This window comes from Enterococcus casseliflavus (assembly GCF_029215545.1).
GTDB lineage: Bacteria > Bacillota > Bacilli > Lactobacillales > Enterococcaceae > Enterococcus_D > Enterococcus_D casseliflavus.
This window is the reverse complement of sequence record NZ_CP119393.1, coordinates 3,228,123-3,246,505: the sequence shown is the minus strand read 5'-3', so window position 1 is coordinate 3,246,505 and position 18,383 is coordinate 3,228,123. Positions and strand designations below refer to the sequence as shown.

The window sequence follows — 18,383 nt, the reverse complement described above, 5'->3', positions numbered from 1 at the left end:
AAAAGAATGGTTTACTTAGATCATGCAGCAACGACACCGCTGCATCCAGAAGTGATCAAAGTGATGAGTGAAACGATGCAGACATTTTTTGGCAATCCATCAAGCATTCATCATTATGGTCGAGACGCCCACACCCAATTAGAATTGGCTCGTCAAGCGATCGCTCAGCAGCTAGGAGTCAAAGAACATGAGATCATTTTTAATAGTGGTGGTACCGAAAGTGATAATACAGCAATCATCGGTACAGCCTTTAGCAAACAAGCACAAGGCAAACATATCATTACGACCCAGATCGAACATCCGGCGGTCATTGAGAGTATGCGCTATTTAGAAGGCTTAGGCTTTGAGGTGACCTATTTGCCCGTAGATCAAAAGGGGCAATTGGCCGTCAGTGAAGTTGAGGCTGCCTTACGTCCCGATACGATTTTAGTATCCATAATGACGGCAAACAATGAAACGGGCAATTTGCTGCCGATTGCAGAAATTGGGGCCCTTTTACGGGAGCATCCCGCCGTGTTTCATACCGATGCCGTGCAAGCTTATGGCAAGATCCCGCTTGAAATCAATGAAAACAGTATTGATCTTCTAAGCATTTCTGCTCACAAAATCAACGGACCAAAAGGGATCGGCTTTTTGTATAAACGAGATGGCTTGTCGCTGCCTGCGCTACTCCATGGCGGCGAGCAAGAAGAAAAACGGCGAGCAGGGACGGAAAACTTAGCAGCCATCATGGGAATGGCCAAAGCAGCTTCTTTGCATACCCCCGAAGCGCAGCAAGCAGCGGCGGAACAATATCAAACGTTTGCCGATGTACTGATGGAGACCTTAGCAGCACAAGGCGTCGATGTTCAGTTGAATGGTGATCCAGCACACAAATTGCCGCATATTTTGAATCTGCGTTTCCCAGGTGTCAGCAGTGACTTGCTGCTGATGAAATTGGACTTAAAAGGAGCTGCGATCTCGACAGGCAGCGCTTGTACGGCGGGCAATGTGGAGCCCTCCCATGTGCTCGAAGCGATGGTGGGCAAAGAGCATCCAGCTATTCGGGAATCGGTCAGAGTCAGCTTTGGCTATGGCAACACATTGGCGGAAATCGAAGCATTTGCTCAGCTATTAGCAGAAACTGTCTTAGCCACGAAAAAGTAGGAGAACAGCTAGCAATCTCGCTGAAAACTATTTATAATGAAAGAAATGATGTTAAAGAGGTGAAGAACATGGCATTTGAAACAACAGCAACCGTTTTAGGCGCAGCAACCCAATACCGCATTGCTCCTGAAGCAAAAAAATATACGTTGCGGGACAATGGCTTTACAGAAACGAACGGCGGCAACTTCCAATTGATTCGCGGCCTTGAAGCAACACCCCAAAGCAAAGAAGGCTTTAAATTAAAAATCACTGTTGCAAAAGATCTGCAAACCTTCAAGATGTCCATCACGACAGCCAATGGGTTAAAAGCAGTCAACATTTTCAAAGATGAACAGCACAAAATGCTGCAAGAAAAATTTTACTTTTTAATGGATGGTTTTATCAGCCGCGGGTTGTTTGTCAAAGCGTAAGCTTTTGTCAAAAGCAGCTACATCATTCAAAGGGCAAGAAGTGTGTCACTCCGCCAAGCAGGCATGGGATTGATACACTTCTTTTGTATCTTTGGCGGTTTCTTTTTATACTATAGAAAACAAACCTAAGCCGTTCTCAGAAAGTGGATAAATTGAGACGAGAAAGAAGGAATCCAGATGAAACGAACCTTAAACAAGCAATCAGTGTTAGCCGTTGGCATGGGGACTTGGCATATGGGGGATGACCCAGCTAAGGAAAAAGCCGAGATCGACGCGTTGCAAGCGGGCATCAATGCTGGAGCGGCTGTCATCGATACCGCAGAAATGTACGGCGAGGGAAACGCAGAAACGCTAGTTGGCAAGGCGATCCAGCCCTTTACACGAGGGGATCTTTATTTGATTTCAAAAGTCTATCCCTGGAATGCCTCCGCAGATGAATTGCCGAAAGCTTTAGACCGTAGCTTAGCGCGTTTAGGCACCGACTATCTTGATCTGTATCTGCTCCACTGGCGAGGAGATGTGCCGTTAGCAGAAACAGTTGACGCACTAGAAGCTGCCAAAGCCTCTGGAAAGATTCGTGCATGGGGCGTCTCTAATTTTGACGTGGCAGATATGGAGGAGCTGTTGCGGTTAGAAAACGGCGATCAATGTGCCGCCAACCAAGTACTCTATAATTTAGGTGCCCGGGGGATCGAATACGATCTTTTGCCTTGGCAGGCAGAGGCTGAGATTCCTGTGATTGCCTACTCACCCATTGCTCAAGGCGATCGGCTAGGACACCACTTCAAAAATGATGAAGTGTTGAAAGAGCTGGCAGAAGCCAAAGGCTGCACGATCTTTCAGCTGCTTTTGGCATGGACCCTTCGACAACCCCACGTCTTAGCGATCCCCCAAACCAGTGACTCGCTGCATATGCTGCAGAACATTGAAGCTTGCAAAATCGTTTTTTCCCAAAGCGAATTGGCAGCAATCGATGCGCGGTTTCCTGCACCGACGAAAAAGCAGCCGCTAGCGATGATTTAAAGACGCTGATCACAGAAAAAGCACCAAGGTAAGGAGCGACTATGAAATTTTTTACGTCTGATACCCACTATTTTCATGCAGCCTTGCTCGGGGACAATGACTTTGCCCCACGCCCCTTTGAGACAGTGACGCAAATGCATGAAACGATGATCGCCAGCTGGAATGAGGTCGTTGCGGATAAAGATGTCGTCTATCATTTAGGGGATGTCGCGATGCACCCTGATTACGAAGCGGGCTTTCCAGAAATTGCTGCGCTGTTAGCACAGCTGCAGGGCAAAATCGTTTTTATCAAAGGCAATCATGATACCAGAGCTTTCTTTGCGTACTTGCGCAAGCATGATCCTGGTTGTTTGGGAGCCGAAAAGTATGCGTTTGAAGATGTCGGTGTCTTGCTGAAGTTTGCTCATCAGCAATTTATACTGACCCATTATCCTATGCTGCTGGGGATCACCAAAAACAGCCGCAATCTGCATGGGCACATTCATCATCACAGTGTACCGATCGCTGAGAATCTCAACGTAGGAGTCGATGCACCAGAATTGGCGTTTCTGCCACAGCCGCGTCCTTTTGGTCGGCCAGTTTCCGAAAATGAACTGGCGGTGTTGTATCATGCAAAACAACAAGAACTTACTAAGCTGGCTCGTTAACAGATAACAAAAAAAGCAAGCGTCCAAACAGATTTGGGCGGCTTGCTTTTTTTGTGATGACTTTGACAGCAAGCTTTGATTAAGGAAATTTTTTTGATAAAAATAAACTTTATATGTAAAAAATAATCGATTCCAAGAGTTATTATTTGATGGATATTTAAGAAATGTGTATGCTTTAAGTAGAAAGCAGTAAAGGAGGTTGCCAATGCGTAAGATTTCTAAAGTGATTTTTATCATCGGATTGCTTTTACTCTTACTTGTCTTTTATTTTGGGATCATCGCCAATCAGCAAGCGGCTTCATTGCCTGTTTACTTGATTCCTTTGGATGAATATCCTTGGGTCGGATCTTCCATGAGTATGCTGCTCTTTTGGTTATCTGTTGGCTTTGCCATTTTTACCGTGATCGCGCTCTTTGTCGTTTTGTTTTATCCAAAACGTTCGGACCGCTTGATCATTTCCCATAAGACAGGCGATTTAGTGATTCAGAAGAAGGCGTTAGAGCATTTTGTGCTTGAACGGGTGAAACAAGCAGATTTCATCCATCAGCCATCCGTAAAAATCAAAATCGTCAAGAATAAAGTATCCGTAAAAATCGATGGAGAAATGAAACAAACAGCAGCCATCCCGCAAAAACAAGAAGCATTGGTTGGTGAGATCAGCAGCAGTCTGCAGCAGCTTTTCGGTATCGAAAGCAATATCCAAACGGAAGTTGTCTTAAAAGATACGCAAGAAACGCCAGCAGCCCATGACCAGCCGCGTGTAGTTTAGGAGGAACAGGTATGAGTGAATGGTTCTACCACTATAAGATCCCGCTTATCTTTGCAGGTTTCGGTTTGATCCTAGCGATCCTGTTTCTAACGATCGGCTTTTTGAAAACCATACTGCTGGTGCTGTTTACGGCACTAGGTATGTATCTGGGATTTTATCTCAAAGAAGTCGGATTCTTTGAACAATTTCAAAGACCGCGCCGTTAACTTTGGTAACATTATTAGTTTAATTTATATCAAGATTATAGTAGGAGGAATGTACGATGGAAAACCAAACAAAACCAACAACAGGTGTTAAAGGAGAATTAACTTACGAAGATAAAGTGATTCAAAAAATCGTAGGCATTGCATTAGAATCTGTAGACGGACTCTTAACAGTCGATGGCGGTTTCTTCTCAAATATTGCAGGTAAATTAGTCAACACCGATGATGTGACTTCAGGGATCAACGTTGAAGTTGGGAAAAAACAAGTGGCAGTCGATCTTGATATCGTTGCAGAATACGGCAGCGACATGACCACGATCTACGACCAAATCAAAGAGGTTGTTTCAACACAAGTCAACAAAATGACGAATTTAGACGTCATCGAAGTAAACGTGAACGTAGCAGATGTCAAAACACGTGAACAATTCGAAAAAGACTCTGAAACAGTTCAAGACAAAGTAAGCAGTGCGGCAGAAACAACTGGCGACTTTGCGTCAAAACAAACACGTAAAGCCAAAGGTGCCTTCAACCGAACAACGACGCGTATTCAAGAAAACAACGAACCACGCGTTCAATAATAGTAAGATAAGCAAAAGACTAGCTTCGGCTAGTCTTTTTTTGTCGCAAAAATGGCGTGTTTTTGCAGCTTCAGCCGGTCAGAACATCAAAGCCAAAAGCTCCAATAATGGATTCCTTCTGCTTGAAAGACATCGTTAGGATAGCTTTTCTCATAATGGGCTTTTTCGGGGGAATCATTAGGATCGAATACTTGAATCGTTCCTTCTTTGTTCAAAGCCAATACCATGATATGTCCGGATGTCGTAAAGGTTCCTGCTTGAACCGAGACCACAACGGGGATGCCTTGTGTCATTTTCTCATAGGCAGCCGCAAAGGAACTTCCTAAATCGGCAAATTGGTAACCAAAAGCTTCGGCAAACTGAGGAAAGATTTGCCAACTCGTTCCTTGTTTGGGAAGATAAAATTGATCGCCAGCCCACTTTAATAGTTTGTCAGGATTCGACGGATGATCCGTCCAAAAAGAATCGATCATCGCTAAAGAAGCAATAGCGCACCCGTTTGCTGCAAACGTATTTTGCGCTTCTCCATATCCATACGTGTCGTTGCCCCAGCGTTGATCGGTTTGTACAATCAACGGCACTTGCTGCGTGTCTGCCATCGCTTGTTGAATCGCTTGATTGGCTTGGTGAGTGAACTCTTTTGAGACAAGCGCTGTCTGATCAAACGCAGCATCCCTGACCTGATCAATCACGTAATGAATGACAAAAATACCACCGATGAGAAAAAGTAGTAGCGCAAGGCTCTTTCTTTTCTTTCCGTCGTTTCTCCTAGTTTTCGATATCCCTGTGTGTGATCTCATGAAATGCCCCTCCTCGTAAAGTAGTATCTAAAAGAAGTATAGTCTTTTTCTGATAGCGGCATTTCTACATTTCCTGAAGAATTCCATACGATTTTATGACAAACGACCGTTTAAAAGGTGAAATGCGGCTTCTTAGCATTCGCTTATCTAGTTGTCTTTGAACAATGGGAGGCGTTTGGACGGCTGTCGATAAGATACACAAAAAGCAGCGCTTCTTCTATTGGGCTGAATGGGGGGAAGAACGGACAGCGGGTATCCTCCAGATGACTTTTCTAAAAATGATTTTGCCCCTAGTGATTTATTACGCCAAGAACAGCAGTAATAGGAAGACGGCCGTGGATCGAATGAAAGAAGAACTTATCTAGTAACAAGGAATTTATAAGAAAAGACAGCAAACAGTGAACTTTTTTGTGTTTTGTTGTATAATGCAAATTACTGAAAAGTTGCGACCTTCAAATCGTAGATGATTTCAGAATCTATAATTGAAATGATGGTGAAACGATCATGTCTAACGAAAACACCCGTGTGGTGGTTGGAATGAGTGGCGGGGTAGACTCGTCAGTAACAGCACTTTTGCTGAAAGAACAAGGGTATGATGTTGTCGGGATCTTTATGAAAAATTGGGATGATACCGATGAAAACGGTGTTTGTACCGCAACAGAAGACTACAAAGACGTAGCCAAAGTGGCTGCGCAAATCGGGATTCCTTATTATTCAGTGAATTTCGAAAAAGAATATTGGGACCGTGTATTTGAATATTTCCTTGCAGAATACCGTGCCGGACGGACACCTAATCCAGATGTCATGTGTAACAAGGAAATCAAGTTCAAAGCCTTTTTGGATTATGCGATGGATCTTGGTGCCGATTATGTAGCAACTGGCCATTATGCACAAGTGACCGTTGATGAAAACGGCGTAACTCATATGTTGCGAGGCGTGGATAACAACAAAGATCAAACGTATTTCTTAAGCCAATTGTCACAAGAACAATTGAGCAAAACCATGTTCCCACTAGGCGGCATGGAAAAATCAGAAGTACGAGCGATCGCTGAACGGGCAGGTCTAGCAACAGCCAAGAAAAAAGATTCCACGGGTGTCTGCTTTATCGGAGAAAAGAATTTCAAACAATTTTTGAGTAATTACTTGCCAGCGAAAAAAGGCAATATGGTTACATTAGATGGCGAAGTCAAAGGACAACACGATGGCTTGATGTACTACACCATCGGACAACGTCAAGGCTTAGGTATTGGCGGCGGCGGTGCCACTCAAGAACCATGGTTTGTCGTAGGAAAAGACTTGGCGACCAACACTTTGTATGTGGGGCAAGGATTCCATCACCCCGCATTGTATGCAGATCGCTTGGAAGCAAGCCAAATCCACTTTACTACAGAACAAGACCGCGGCACGGAATTTTCATGCACAGCAAAATTCCGCTACCGTCAACAAGATGTACCAGTAACGGTGCGTCTATTAGATGGAGATCGAGCAGAAGTGATTTTTGACGAACCAGTACGCGCCATCACTCCTGGACAAGCAGTCGTTTTTTATGACGGGATGGAATGCTTGGGCGGCGGTTTGATCGATGCAGCCTACAAAGAAGCCAAAGAATTACAATATGTTTAACCACTAACACAATCAGCCCTAGCTAAGACTACTGAACCAATCAGTTGCACTTAGCTAGGGCTTTTTATAAATCAATTCGAAAAACCGATTAGAGCGAGCGCTTTCCATTTTAAAAAAATAGTCAAATTATGCTATAATTTAGATAGAAAATGAATGTTTTTGATGTATTGGCATTTTTAAAAGAAAGGAGGAGGAGCATGAATCGTACAAAAGCCAATCTCATGAAATGGGGGTTTGTCGTTAGTGTCGTAGGGGTGGTGATGCTTCATCAGACTCAGGTCATTTCAAGCCAAATCAACCATCTTGCCTTAGCCGTACTATGGGGGTTAGCCGGGTATTTGATTGTTTTTAAAAAGTTCTACTTTTTGTCCTCTCAAATTGCGGGGCATTCCGATCAGTATAATCAAGCAGAAGTCAAGTGGGGCAAAATTGCGGGAGTGGTCGCCTTCTTTATTGCGCTGATCAATTTGATTTTAGTCTTTGTGTGAGTGTGGCGGAAAAAAAAGCCGCCAAAAGAAATCTTTGACGGAAACTGGGTTGCTTGGCTCATGATCGATCATCAAATTCGGCTTGGTGTGCTTGAAAAAAGCGGTAATACTGCTGGACACTAGCTAACTGGGTCCACTTCCGAACATCGACGGGCGTTTGATCCAAATCATAGATTTTGGCTTCCTTTAAAGATAAAACGAAAGGACTATGGGTAGCAATAATGAATTGACACTGTTCATAGCGGACAAAATCTTCCAGTAACTGCACCAGTTCCAGCTGACGCTCAGCAGAAAGAGAATTTTCTGGTTCATCTAATAAGTAAAGGCTGTTGGGACGAATCTTTTCTTGAAAGAAGCGAAAGGCACTTTCGCCATTGGAATATTCTCGGACATTGTCGATCAAGTGCTTGCGGGTGAATTTGGACTGTGTGTTGGATCGTGCAAGATTGATTTTCTTCAATTCATGGTAATCGTCAAAACCCGTGAAACGAAAGTCTGCATACTTTGCTTGGTAGTATTCTTGGAATACTTCTTCTCGGCGATGATCGATCCCTTGATTCAAATTTCGAATAGCCAGCATGTAATCAAAGACATCATCGCTGGTCAAAAGTACTTTTTCTTGCGGTTCGTCGATGCTGCCAGTAGTACAGTAGGCTAAGTAGTCCTCGAAAAAATTCGAGCGATTATACGCAGCAAAGCGCTGCGCGTGGATCTTTTCGGCAATCACGTTCAATGCGGTGGTTTTGCCAGAACCATTGCCGCCATATAAGATCGTGACCGGTTCAAAATCGATCTGTTGAAAAAGGCGGGCACTGAGAATCTGAAAAGGGTAGTAAGAATCATAAACGGTTCGTTTGATGGAAAGGAAAAAATCAAACTCGGTCTCTTGATCGGGAAAAGTGATTTGTTCGAGATACATGGGGCACCTCCTGGCAATTTCGTGGTTGTCATTATTGTAGCATATCCATCGCAGACAAATTTTTTTTACGAGGTTAAAATAAATCTTGTTTGATATTTTTTTAATCTTTTGATGTTATATTCACAACAGGAAACATCTGTGCTAGACTATAGGGGCATAGAAATGATGTAATCTTAAACAACCGATAAATCGTACAAAAAAACGAGGGTTTAATGAATTTTTAAAGCAATGTTTAAATGCTGAAACTTATTCCTTGCAAGTTTAAGTAAAAGTGACTAATATGAGGAAGGAATCGTGAAAGGAGCAATGGAATGTATCAAGTAGTAGTCATGTATGGGGACAATGAACCGTGGTGGTTTTTTGAGGGATGGCAGTCAGATATTCAAGAGGCGTTCACATTTGCAACTTTCAGCGAGGCGCAGTCATTTTATGAACAAAAATGGCAAGAAATCAGAGAAGAGTATTCGTACATAAATGCAAAATCAAACTTTATGACGGCTTTTTGGAATGAAGAAGACGAACGCTGGTGCGAAGAATGCGACGATTACCTCCAACAATATATTGGACTGGCATTGCTTAAAGAATATCAGCAAGTCGTCGATGAAAGCAGGAAAGATTTTTATGAAACAACTAATTCTAGCGGAAAAGCCAAGCGTTGCCAAAGACCTCAGCAAAGTTTTGGGCTGTGAGCAAAAACATAAAAATTATTACGAAGGACCCAAGGCGATCGTTACTTGGGCCCTTGGTCATTTATTGGGCTTGAAAATGCCTGAAGATTTAAACAAAGAGTGGGCATCATGGCAGATGGAAACGTTACCGATGATCCCTAAGTCCATCGGGATCAAGCCGTTGCCAAAAACCGGTCATCAACTAAAAGCCATCAAACAACTGGTTCAAAGAAAAGATGTCGGGGAAGTCGTGATCGCTACCGATGCGGGAAGAGAAGGGGAGCTAGTCGCTCGCTGGATTTTGGAGTGGGTTCGTTTTGACAAACCAGTTAAGCGTTTGTGGATTTCTTCGCAAACCCCTAAAGCCATCAAAGAAGGCTTTGCAAAATTGCAGTCAGCCAAGCACTACGACAATCTTTACTACTCCGCCCTTGCGCGGGCAAAAGCCGACTGGCTGGTAGGGTTGAATGTCACCCGGGCATTGACGGTCAAATATCAAGACAATCTTAGTGCGGGTCGGGTCCAAACCCCTACCTTAGCTTTGGTGCGCAGTCAGGAAATGCAAATCGAGAGTTTCCGTCCGCAAACCTATCATGTGATTACCCTAAACGTAGGCGATGCCAAGGCCCGCCTGCAGCAAAAAAATCCCTATCAACTAAAAGAACGCAGCGACGCCGAAGCATTGGTCAAGCAAATGAGTCAACAAAATGGTCGCGTGACAGCGATCGAAGAAAAGGTCAAAACAGAAAGTGCACCATTGCCATACGATTTGACCGAGATCCAACGAGAAGCCAATCAGCGTTATGGATTTTCAGCCAAGAAGACCTTGTCGCTTGTTCAAAGCTTGTATGAAACCCATAAAATCGTCACTTACCCAAGGACGGATTCCAAGTATTTGACCAATGATATGAAGGCAACCATGAAGGAACGCCTGCAGGCAGTTGCGGATTTTGCCCCAGAAGTCAAAGGATACTTGAAAAATGGCGGACAAGTGGTGCAGCAAGCTGTCTTCAATGATAAAAAAGTTACCGATCACCATGCCTTATTGCCAACGGAACAGCGGGCACGTTATGAAAAATTAACTACCGATGAACAACGGATCTATCAAATGATCGTTAGTCGTTTCTTGATGCTCTTTGCGAAACCCCATAAAAAGCAGCAGCAGAAAGTGACCGTGACCTTTGGTTCAGAAACCTTTGTATTCAACCGCAATACCGTGTTAGAAGCGGGATGGAAAACGACTTCTGAAGAAGAAACCAGTGATGTGGCTTGGCAAAAAGGCAGTACCGTCAAGCCTGAGTTTACCATCCAGAAAGAGTTGACTACACCACCGAAACCGTTGAATGAAGGAACTCTTTTAGGCAAAATGGAAAAACACAGTCTTGGTACGCCGGCAACCCGTGCGGAGATCATTGAAAAGCTGATCAAATCTGAGCTGATGGAGCGGACCCCAAGCGGCTTGCAAGTATCGCCAAAAGGCAAGCAGCTGTTAGTCTTAGTCAATCCATCCTTGGTGACACCAGAATTGACGGAAAAATGGGAGAAGGAACTGGAAGCCATTGCGAAAGGCACCTATTCTGCCCAAACCTTCCTCGCACAAATCGAAGCAGACACAAAACAACTGGTCAAAGAAATCAAGCAAAGCGAAAGCAAGTACCAAGATTTCTCATTGACCCAAAAACGGTGTCCCGAATGCGGCGAACCCTTGCGGGAGAAAAATACCCGTGATGGCAAGATCTATGTTTGCTCCAGTGGCACCTGCAAGTACCGTCGTCGGAAAGACCCGAAAGTTTCAAACCGACGCTGCCCGCAATGCCACCGAAAGATGGAGATCATCGAAGGCAAAAACGGCGCCTATTTCCGCTGTAAATTCGATGGGACCACCGAAAAAATGGCGGATAAAAAGGAACGCAGCAAAAAGCTGTCGAAACACGAAGAACGCCGCTTGATGAACAAAATCAATCAAGAAGAACCGCAAGAAAGCCCATTAGCAGCTGCTTTAAAAGCTGCGATGGAGAAGAAATAACTGCATGAGGTAGAAAATGAAAAAGAGTGAGGACGATTTTGCTGTCCCTCACTCTTTTTTTGCATCCCTTCACTCATTTAGGCATTTTTTTGACGGTATTCTTTCGGTGAGATTTTTTCTTTCTTCTTGAACAAAAAGGAAAAATAATTTGGGTCATTGTAGCCAACATCAAAGGCGATCTCAGATAGCCGTAGATTGGTCGTTAACAGCAGTTCCTTAGCTAAGGTCAACCGTTGCTCGGTCAAGTATTCGATAAACGTAGAATCAGTGGCTTGCGAGAAGATGGTGCTGAAATGTGCTGGACTCAAATGAACTTTTTCAGCAACTACATTTAAGGAAATATTGGGATCAGAAAAGTGCTCACTGATAAAGGCTTTGGCTTGATTGATGACGCTTTGATATTTCGCCATTGCAGGATTGATGGGTTGTTGGGTCAATAATGGCAACAGTTCTGCCAGAGTCGTTTGATAGTTCTCTGGCTCATGGGTCAATGCCGCTAGATAGTCTAAGTCATGGGCGTGTTGAACGATCTGGGGCAGCGAATGACTGTCTTTTTTCTTCAACAATGCCAGCAGTTCGACTAAGACGAACAAACGGTACATTTGCGTTCGCTCAACGGTTCCTTGAGGCGCCATCAATTCAGCGATCAGCTCAGGGATCGTCTGTTTCCCAGCATTTGCCAGCCGTGAAGCAAGGTCGGTTTTGAAAGGATTGGTGGGGGATAGTTCCCCTTCGCGAATGTCGTCTTCATAGCTGATGATTTTTTCCTTGCGGATGCTGCCATAGGTTTTTAGCATGTCACGAGCTTTCTGATAAGAAAGAGAGATACCCGAGAAGCGATCTGCTACCGGTCCGATCGCCACTGCTACTTCTTCCCCAGAACCATGAACGAGGCTTTGAGCGATCTGATAGGCTTTTTCTAAAACTTGTTCTCGGTCATGGTCAAAAAGCAAAAACTTGATGAAGCGGCTGGAAACACTGGAGAACAAGACGGCATCGTCTTGTTCATAGGCTTTGGTCAGCTGCTGGCTAAAGCGAGTGTAGTCAGAAAAGCTTTGATTGAAGGGGGTTTTTGCTAACAGCACACAAAACTGTTTGCCTGAAAAGCGTCGGCCCAGTTCTTCTGCTTGCAAAAAGGCTTCTGAGATCGTGATCTTTTGTTTAAAGAGGTGATTCAGAAAGTGATTCTTTTTGATTTCCATTTCGAATAAATCGTCTTCTTTGGATAATTGCTGATGAGTGGCTTGTTGTTCATCTAAGTGTTGAACGACGGTTTTGATGGCTTGTTCTAATTCTTCGTTTTTGATGGGCTTGAGCAAGTAATCGTCTGCTTGCAGCTGCAGTGCCGTTTTTGCATAGTCAAAATCATCAAAGCCGCTAACGAAAATAATGCGAACTTGCGGCAATAATTTCTTGGCTTCTTTCGCAAAGACCAAGCCGTCCATAAACGGCATTTTGATATCACTGATAATAATATCAGGACGCAGATCAAGGATCGAAGCCAGCGCCAATTCGCCATCTGCGGCTTCATCGCTATAAACGATCGGATATTGTTTGGCAAGAGTCATGATTTGGTGGCGCAAACTATCGCGGATCAGATGTTCATCTTCAACTATGAACACTTTGTACATGGTTGGGTTCCTCCCTTTTTGGTACTGTGACGTTAATCGTGGTGCCTTCTTGGTATTGACTGTGGATCATCAGTTGCGCTTCGCTGCCGTAGTTCAGCTGGAGACGGCGATAGACGTTATATAGGCCATAGCCGCTCTCAGAGGCGGGATCAGTGGTTTCTTTAAGGTTACGACGAATCTCCTGCAAACGCTCAGGGTCGATCCCAACGCCGTTGTCACTGATGGTCATTTGAATCTGGTGAGGCAATTCTGACACTGTGATTCGAATCATGCCGACACGACGGACAAACTTGGTGCCATGATATACGGCGTTTTCAACAAGGGGCTGCAGGACCATTTTCAAAACCTGTAGTTCTGGACTGACGGTCTGATCTTCAATGGTGTAAGACAGCATCCTGCCATAGCGGATCTGCAAAATCTTCAAGTAATCGTCCACATGCCGCAATTCTTTTTCCAGCGGAATCCAGTCTTGCCCTTTGCTTAAGGAAATGCGGAAAAAATCTGACAGCGCATAGGTCATTTCGGTTGCTTGCTCGTAACGGGCAGCTTCAATCAAAGAAACGATCGCATCTAAACTATTATAGATGAAATGTGGAGTGATCTGGGCTTGTAAGACCCGCACCTCACTTTGGGCTAAGTGATACTGCTTCAAGGCATTTTCTTCCAAGAGCCGAGTCAAGTCATCTGCCATTCGATTCAAGCTACTCGTCAGAGTCCGCAGCTCTGGGGTTTCGGGCAGTTCTGCTCGGTAGCTCAAATGTCCTTGGGATAGTTCATTGGAAAGGTCTAACAACCGATCCAGCGGGTATTGCAGATTGTCACGAACAAAGCGGCGGTTTTTATTGATGATCGCAAAGATGATCAAAAGCAACACGACCTGAAAAAGGATCAGCAGCAACACGGATTGGACCAGTTCGTGATTGGTTTGGCTGGCTAAGCTGATCTCTACCCCGACAAACTGCTGCAAAATATCGGATAGCAAATCGATCACCGAATCCACTTGGATCATGACGTATTGGTTTTGTTCCACCGGTTCATCGTTCAGAATATTATCGATCAACTGTTGCTGATAGGTTTCTAAAGAATCGAGCGTTCGAAAGGCGACTGCTAAAATATTGAGCTCTTTGGCAGTGCTGGTATTTTCTTGAATGTGCTGCAGATCGCTCCTTAGTTCATCGATCACATTGGTTTCTTGGACTTGTGCGACGGTTTTTTGACCAAAGACTAAATCCCACATTTCTTCCAAGACAATGGCATCGACTTTTTCCGATAATTGATTGGCTTCTTCAATATTGTTGATGGTGTTTTGGTAAATAAAAATCTGCCGCGAGTAAAAGACACTGCTTACTACGAGGGGGATAAAGGCGACGAGGATCATCAGTTTGTTGGTCTGCTGGAAGATGCCCTTGATACTTTTTGTTTTCATCTTCATCTCCTCAATAATTTCTTGGTGGAATCTGATCAAAGTCCATATCACTGGAAAAAACTGTTTCATGGACATAGATTTCACGAGGAATAGCATCGGCGCCGCGAGCCAAGTAGCGCGAGATGGCATTTTTGACGAACACACCAGCATCTGGGTTGCATTCAACGACACAATTGACGATCCCTTGCTTCAATTTGTCGATCATTTCTTTTTGGGCATCGATCGATACGATCACCAAATCCTTCCCTGGCTCAATATCGGTTTTTTCGAGGGCTTCAAGAGCGCCAAGAGTCATCTCGTCATTGTGACTGAACAAGACATCGATCTGCTCCATTTTGCCTTCTGCGATGTATTGTTCAATGACTTCTTTGCCTTTGCGGCGAATGAAGTCACCATTTAGCTCATCTTTGACTTGGATCGTTACATTGTTGTGGGCATAATCACGCTTGATGGTTTCTCGGAACCCTTCTGAGCGCAAATACGTCGGAGAAGTAGCATCCAGTCCCGTCAATTCTAAAACATTGATCGTTTCATTTTGATGTTCTTTATAATAATTGCTGACGTAGAGACCTGCACGATTGCCCTCGGCTTTGAAGCTTGGCCCGATATGAGTCAGAAACAAGGAGGGATCGCTGACGTTGACATGACGGTCCACCACGAAAACGGGAATCCCCGCTTGCGCAGCTTCTTCCAAAATCGGTTCCCAATTGTTTTCCTGAATCGGGGTAAAGACGATGGCATCGACTTGATACACGATAAAACTGCGGATATCTTGAATCTGACGTTCTTGATTCATATAGCCGTTACGATAGAGCACTTCATAGCCTTCCTTCTCTAATTCAGTGCGAATCGATTCGGTGTGGCGTTTACGCCAGCTGCTTTCCGTTCCCGATTGAGAAAAACCGATCACGATACTTTCTTCCGATGTTTCAGCGGTCGTTTCTTTGACTGCTTGGCAACCAGCCAAGAAAGACAAACACAACCAAAGGAGTAACCCAATTTTTATATTCCTCATTTTTTTCACCTCTATGGTCTATTCTACTAAAAAATACGGAAGCGCTTTACACAAAATATCAAATCAAATAAAAACCAAGGGAATCTTAAAAAATCCAAGATTACGAAAAGAAATGGGGGCAACTGAGTCGTTTTTTCTCAAGAAATCCAAGAAACCTCGAAAAAATCTAAATGTAAGCGATTCCTTAACTGGCTATACTGAGAATGTAAGAAAAAGACATGGAGGGATCACAATGAAAGGTACTTTTGGTAAATTGGTCGTCCTAGCATCCACCTTATTGGTTGGCGGATTGTTAGCAGCTTGTGGGAATGGATCAGACAGCGGGGCAAACGGTGACGGAGACAAAGGATTTGTTGGGATCGCGATGCCGACCAAATCGGCAGAACGGTGGATCGCAGATGGCGACAACATGGTAGAAGAATTAGAGAAGCTCGGCTATAAAACTGACCTGCAATATGGAGAAGACAAAGTAGAAAACCAAGTGGCACAAATTGAGAATATGATCACCAAAGGCGTTGATACTTTAGTGATCGCCTCGATCGATGGTTCGGCACTGACAGACGTGTTGGAAAAAGCCCATAACGAAGATATCACAGTCATCGCCTATGACCGTTTACTGATGAACTCGGAATACGTCGATTATTATGCCACCTTTGATAATTTTGGAGTCGGCGTGCTGCAAGCGTCTTATATTGAAGACAAATTGGGTCTCAAAGACGGTGAAGGACCATTTAACATTGAATTATTCGGCGGCTCTCCAGATGATAACAATGCACTGATCAATTATAATGGGGTCCTTTCGGTCTTCCAACAATACTTTGACAGCGGACAGCTAGTCGTTCCTTCTGGTCAAACCAACTTCAACCAAATCGCTACTTTGCGTTGGGATGGTTCAACTGCGCAAGCTCGGATGGACAACTTGTTGAGTGCCAACTATACGGATCAAACATTGGATGCCGTTCTTTCACCTTATGATCCAATCAGCCTAGGAATCATTTCATCGCTTAAAGGCGTTGGCTATGGTTCTTCCGATAAACCACTACCTGTGATTACCGGTCAAGATGCGACGGTGGCAGGGGTGAAATCGATCATCGCGGGCGAACAGACCCAAACGATTTTCAAAGATACACGGGTGTTGGCGAAAAACACGATCGAAATGATCGAAGCCATCACCAATGGCGAGGAAGTGCCAGTCAACGATACGGAAACCTATGACAATGGCGTCAAAGTCGTACCAACCTACTTGTCAAATCCCGTTTCTGTGGATAGCGACAACTACAAAGAAGAACTGATCGATACCGATTACTATACAGAAGAAGAGCTAGGCATTTAAGCAAGAAGCGCTGATCCAGCGAGAAAAGATACATGGTTTCCCCGAAAGCAGTAGGGAAGAACGAATCATCCCCAATATTCGTTCTTTCCGCTTTTCTTACAAAGGCAGCGCACCACTTTTACATAAAAAGGAAAAGGGTGAAAGAACATGGCAGATAATATTTTGATGATGAAAGGCATCGTCAAAGAGTTTTCAGGGGTTCGCGCCCTTGATAACGTCAACCTCTCGATCGAGCGAGGAGAGATCCACGCACTGTGTGGAGAAAATGGCGCTGGCAAGTCCACGCTGATGAATGTCTTAAGCGGACTCTATCCTTACGGCAGCTATGACGGAGAGATCTATTATGAAGGGGAGTTATGCAAGTTCAAAGATTTGCGGGACAGTGAGGACAAAGGAATCGTTATTATTCATCAAGAGTTAGCATTAAGTCCTTACCTGTCGATCAAAGAAAATATCTTTCTAGGAAACGAACAAGCCAAACACGGCATCATTGATTGGGATCTGACCGAAAAAAAAACAGACAACCTCTTAAAGATCGTTGGCTTGAAATTAGACCCGAATACGCTGGTTTCACAAATCGGTGTCGGGCATCAACAGCTGGTGGAAATTGCCAAAGCATTTTCAAAATCCGTCCGATTGTTGATTTTAGATGAGCCAACCGCGGCGTTGAATGAAGAAGAAAGTGCCAATCTGTTAGAGCTGATCAAAGAGTTCCGCAACCAAGGGATCACCTCGATCATCATCTCTCACAAGTTGAATGAAATCGTCAATGTGGCGGATCGCATCACGATTTTACGTGACGGGCAAACGATCGAGACGCTGAGTGGTGCCGAAATCTCTGAAGAGCGCATCATTCGCGGCATGGTTGGGCGAGATTTGACCAATCGCTACCCAGAGCGGAACCCTACTATTGGTGAACCGTTTTTTGAAGTCAAAAATTGGACGGTCCATCATCCAATCGACCATACCCGTGTGGTGAATGAGAATTTGAACTTGATGATCCGCAAAGGAGAGATCATCGGCATCGCCGGTTTGATGGGTGCGGGACGGACAGAGTTTGCCATGAGTGTCTTCGGTCATTCCTACGGCAGTTCGATTTCGGGGGAAGTCTATAAAGACGGCCAACCGATTTCTGTCAAAGACGTGCCAACCGCCATCAAAAATGGGTTAGCCTATGTGTCGGAAGATCGAAAAGCGCTGGGTTTGAATCTGCTGATGGATATTCGCGAGAATACCACCATTGCTAGTCTTGCCAAAATCAGCCACCAAGGGGTCATCGATAAAGAAAAAGAAGTCACGATGGCTGAAGAATTCCGCAAAAAAATGCGGACGAAAACCAATTCGATCTATCAAAACGTCGGCAGCTTGAGCGGCGGGAATCAGCAAAAAGTCGTTTTGGCAAAATGGCTGATGACCACACCAGACATCTTATTTTTAGATGAACCGACCCGTGGGATCGATGTCGGGGCGAAATACGAAATCTATACGATCATCGAAGAGATGGCAGCAGCTGGCAAAGCCATTTGCATCATCTCCTCGGAGCTGCCAGAACTATTAGGCATGTGTGACCGAATCTATACGATGAACGAAGGCCGCTTCACTGGCGAGGTCCTGCGGGAAGAGGCGGATCAAGAACGATTGATGAATCTAATGACATTAGAAGAGAGTGGGGTTTGAG

Annotated in this window: 18 protein-coding genes; 13 read left to right on the top strand and 5 right to left on the bottom strand. The window is 44.4% G+C overall.

Annotated features, from left to right (window positions below):
- The first annotated feature begins 6 nt into the window (after positions 1–6).
- The 7 genes from P0G38_RS15245 (at position 7) to P0G38_RS15215 (ending at position 4,776) form a co-directional block, all read left to right on the top strand.
- A complete protein-coding gene (locus tag P0G38_RS15245; protein ID WP_159161068.1) occupies positions 7–1,146 on the top strand; it encodes a cysteine desulfurase family protein in 1,140 nt (379 codons plus the stop codon).
- A gap of 68 nt (positions 1,147–1,214) precedes the next feature.
- Positions 1,215–1,556, top strand: coding sequence for a DUF1831 domain-containing protein (locus tag P0G38_RS15240; protein ID WP_005232263.1), 342 nt, complete (start codon positions 1,215–1,217; stop codon positions 1,554–1,556).
- 177 nt (positions 1,557–1,733) lie between these two features.
- On the top strand, positions 1,734–2,579 hold the full coding sequence (locus tag P0G38_RS15235; RefSeq protein WP_275852824.1) for an aldo/keto reductase: 846 nt from the start codon (positions 1,734–1,736) through the stop codon (positions 2,577–2,579).
- 41 nt (positions 2,580–2,620) lie between these two features.
- Positions 2,621–3,226 (top strand): metallophosphoesterase, encoded by a 606-nt coding sequence (locus P0G38_RS15230; RefSeq protein WP_005227234.1) that lies wholly within the window; start codon positions 2,621–2,623, stop codon positions 3,224–3,226.
- Positions 3,227–3,431: 205 nt separating this feature from the next.
- Positions 3,432–3,995, top strand: coding sequence for an alkaline shock response membrane anchor protein AmaP (gene amaP, locus P0G38_RS15225; protein WP_060792382.1), 564 nt, complete (start codon positions 3,432–3,434; stop codon positions 3,993–3,995).
- 11 nt (positions 3,996–4,006) lie between these two features.
- Positions 4,007–4,201 (top strand): DUF2273 domain-containing protein, encoded by a 195-nt coding sequence (locus tag P0G38_RS15220; RefSeq protein ID WP_005227236.1) that lies wholly within the window; start codon positions 4,007–4,009, stop codon positions 4,199–4,201.
- 56 nt (positions 4,202–4,257) lie between these two features.
- Positions 4,258–4,776 (top strand): Asp23/Gls24 family envelope stress response protein, encoded by a 519-nt coding sequence (locus P0G38_RS15215; RefSeq protein ID WP_005227237.1) that lies wholly within the window; start codon positions 4,258–4,260, stop codon positions 4,774–4,776.
- An 86-nt stretch (positions 4,777–4,862) separates the two neighbouring features.
- Here P0G38_RS15215 and P0G38_RS15210 read toward each other — a convergent pair whose 3' ends face one another.
- Positions 4,863–5,576 carry a C39 family peptidase gene (locus tag P0G38_RS15210; RefSeq protein WP_275852814.1) on the bottom strand — a complete coding sequence of 238 codons (714 nt, stop codon included), beginning with the start codon at positions 5,574–5,576 and terminating at the stop codon, positions 4,863–4,865.
- A gap of 504 nt (positions 5,577–6,080) precedes the next feature.
- Here P0G38_RS15210 and mnmA point away from each other — a divergent pair.
- Together mnmA and P0G38_RS15200 are read left to right on the top strand one after the other, a co-directional pair.
- A complete protein-coding gene (gene mnmA, locus P0G38_RS15205) occupies positions 6,081–7,199 on the top strand; it encodes a tRNA 2-thiouridine(34) synthase MnmA (RefSeq protein WP_026008140.1) in 1,119 nt (372 codons plus the stop codon).
- Positions 7,200–7,396: 197 nt separating this feature from the next.
- Complete coding sequence (locus tag P0G38_RS15200; protein ID WP_275852808.1) at positions 7,397–7,687, top strand: hypothetical protein; 291 nt, start codon at positions 7,397–7,399, stop codon at positions 7,685–7,687.
- Positions 7,688–7,745: 58 nt separating this feature from the next.
- Here the strand turns inward: P0G38_RS15200 and P0G38_RS15195 are convergent, their stop codons facing one another.
- The gene (locus P0G38_RS15195) at positions 7,746–8,606 is read right to left on the bottom strand and encodes an AAA family ATPase (RefSeq protein WP_118215020.1); all 861 of its coding nucleotides are present in this window, start codon (positions 8,604–8,606) and stop codon (positions 7,746–7,748) included.
- Positions 8,607–8,917: 311 nt separating this feature from the next.
- Here P0G38_RS15195 and P0G38_RS15190 point away from each other — a divergent pair, with 311 nt between their 5' ends.
- Complete coding sequence (locus tag P0G38_RS15190) at positions 8,918–9,295, top strand: DUF1033 family protein (RefSeq protein WP_005227251.1); 378 nt, start codon at positions 8,918–8,920, stop codon at positions 9,293–9,295.
- Positions 9,228–11,300 carry a DNA topoisomerase III gene (locus tag P0G38_RS15185; protein WP_275852802.1) on the top strand — a complete coding sequence of 691 codons (2,073 nt, stop codon included), beginning with the start codon at positions 9,228–9,230 and terminating at the stop codon, positions 11,298–11,300. Before P0G38_RS15190 ends, P0G38_RS15185 begins: the two co-directional genes overlap by 68 nt.
- Positions 11,301–11,377: 77 nt before the next feature.
- Here P0G38_RS15185 and P0G38_RS15180 read toward each other — a convergent pair whose 3' ends face one another.
- Genes P0G38_RS15180 through P0G38_RS15170 form a run of 3 tightly spaced genes read right to left on the bottom strand, consistent with a single transcriptional unit; the run spans position 11,378 to position 15,372 of the window.
- Positions 11,378–12,931, bottom strand: a complete 1,554-nt coding sequence (locus P0G38_RS15180) for a response regulator (protein ID WP_060792376.1) — start codon at positions 12,929–12,931, stop codon at positions 11,378–11,380.
- Positions 12,909–14,357, bottom strand: coding sequence for a sensor histidine kinase (locus P0G38_RS15175; RefSeq protein WP_275852794.1), 1,449 nt, complete (start codon positions 14,355–14,357; stop codon positions 12,909–12,911). The genes P0G38_RS15180 and P0G38_RS15175 overlap by 23 nt, the downstream gene beginning before the upstream one ends.
- Before the next feature lie 10 nt (positions 14,358–14,367).
- Positions 14,368–15,372, bottom strand: coding sequence for an ABC transporter substrate-binding protein (locus P0G38_RS15170; RefSeq protein WP_008376147.1), 1,005 nt, complete (start codon positions 15,370–15,372; stop codon positions 14,368–14,370).
- Positions 15,373–15,604: 232 nt separating this feature from the next.
- On the opposite strand from P0G38_RS15170, the gene chvE reads away from it, so the two are divergent.
- Both chvE and mmsA read left to right on the top strand, forming a co-directional pair.
- A complete protein-coding gene (chvE, locus tag P0G38_RS15165; protein WP_005231478.1) occupies positions 15,605–16,705 on the top strand; it encodes a multiple monosaccharide ABC transporter substrate-binding protein in 1,101 nt (366 codons plus the stop codon).
- Between the two features lie 147 nt (positions 16,706–16,852).
- A complete protein-coding gene (mmsA, locus tag P0G38_RS15160; protein ID WP_275852786.1) occupies positions 16,853–18,382 on the top strand; it encodes a multiple monosaccharide ABC transporter ATP-binding protein in 1,530 nt (509 codons plus the stop codon).
- Position 18,383 lies beyond the last annotated feature (1 nt).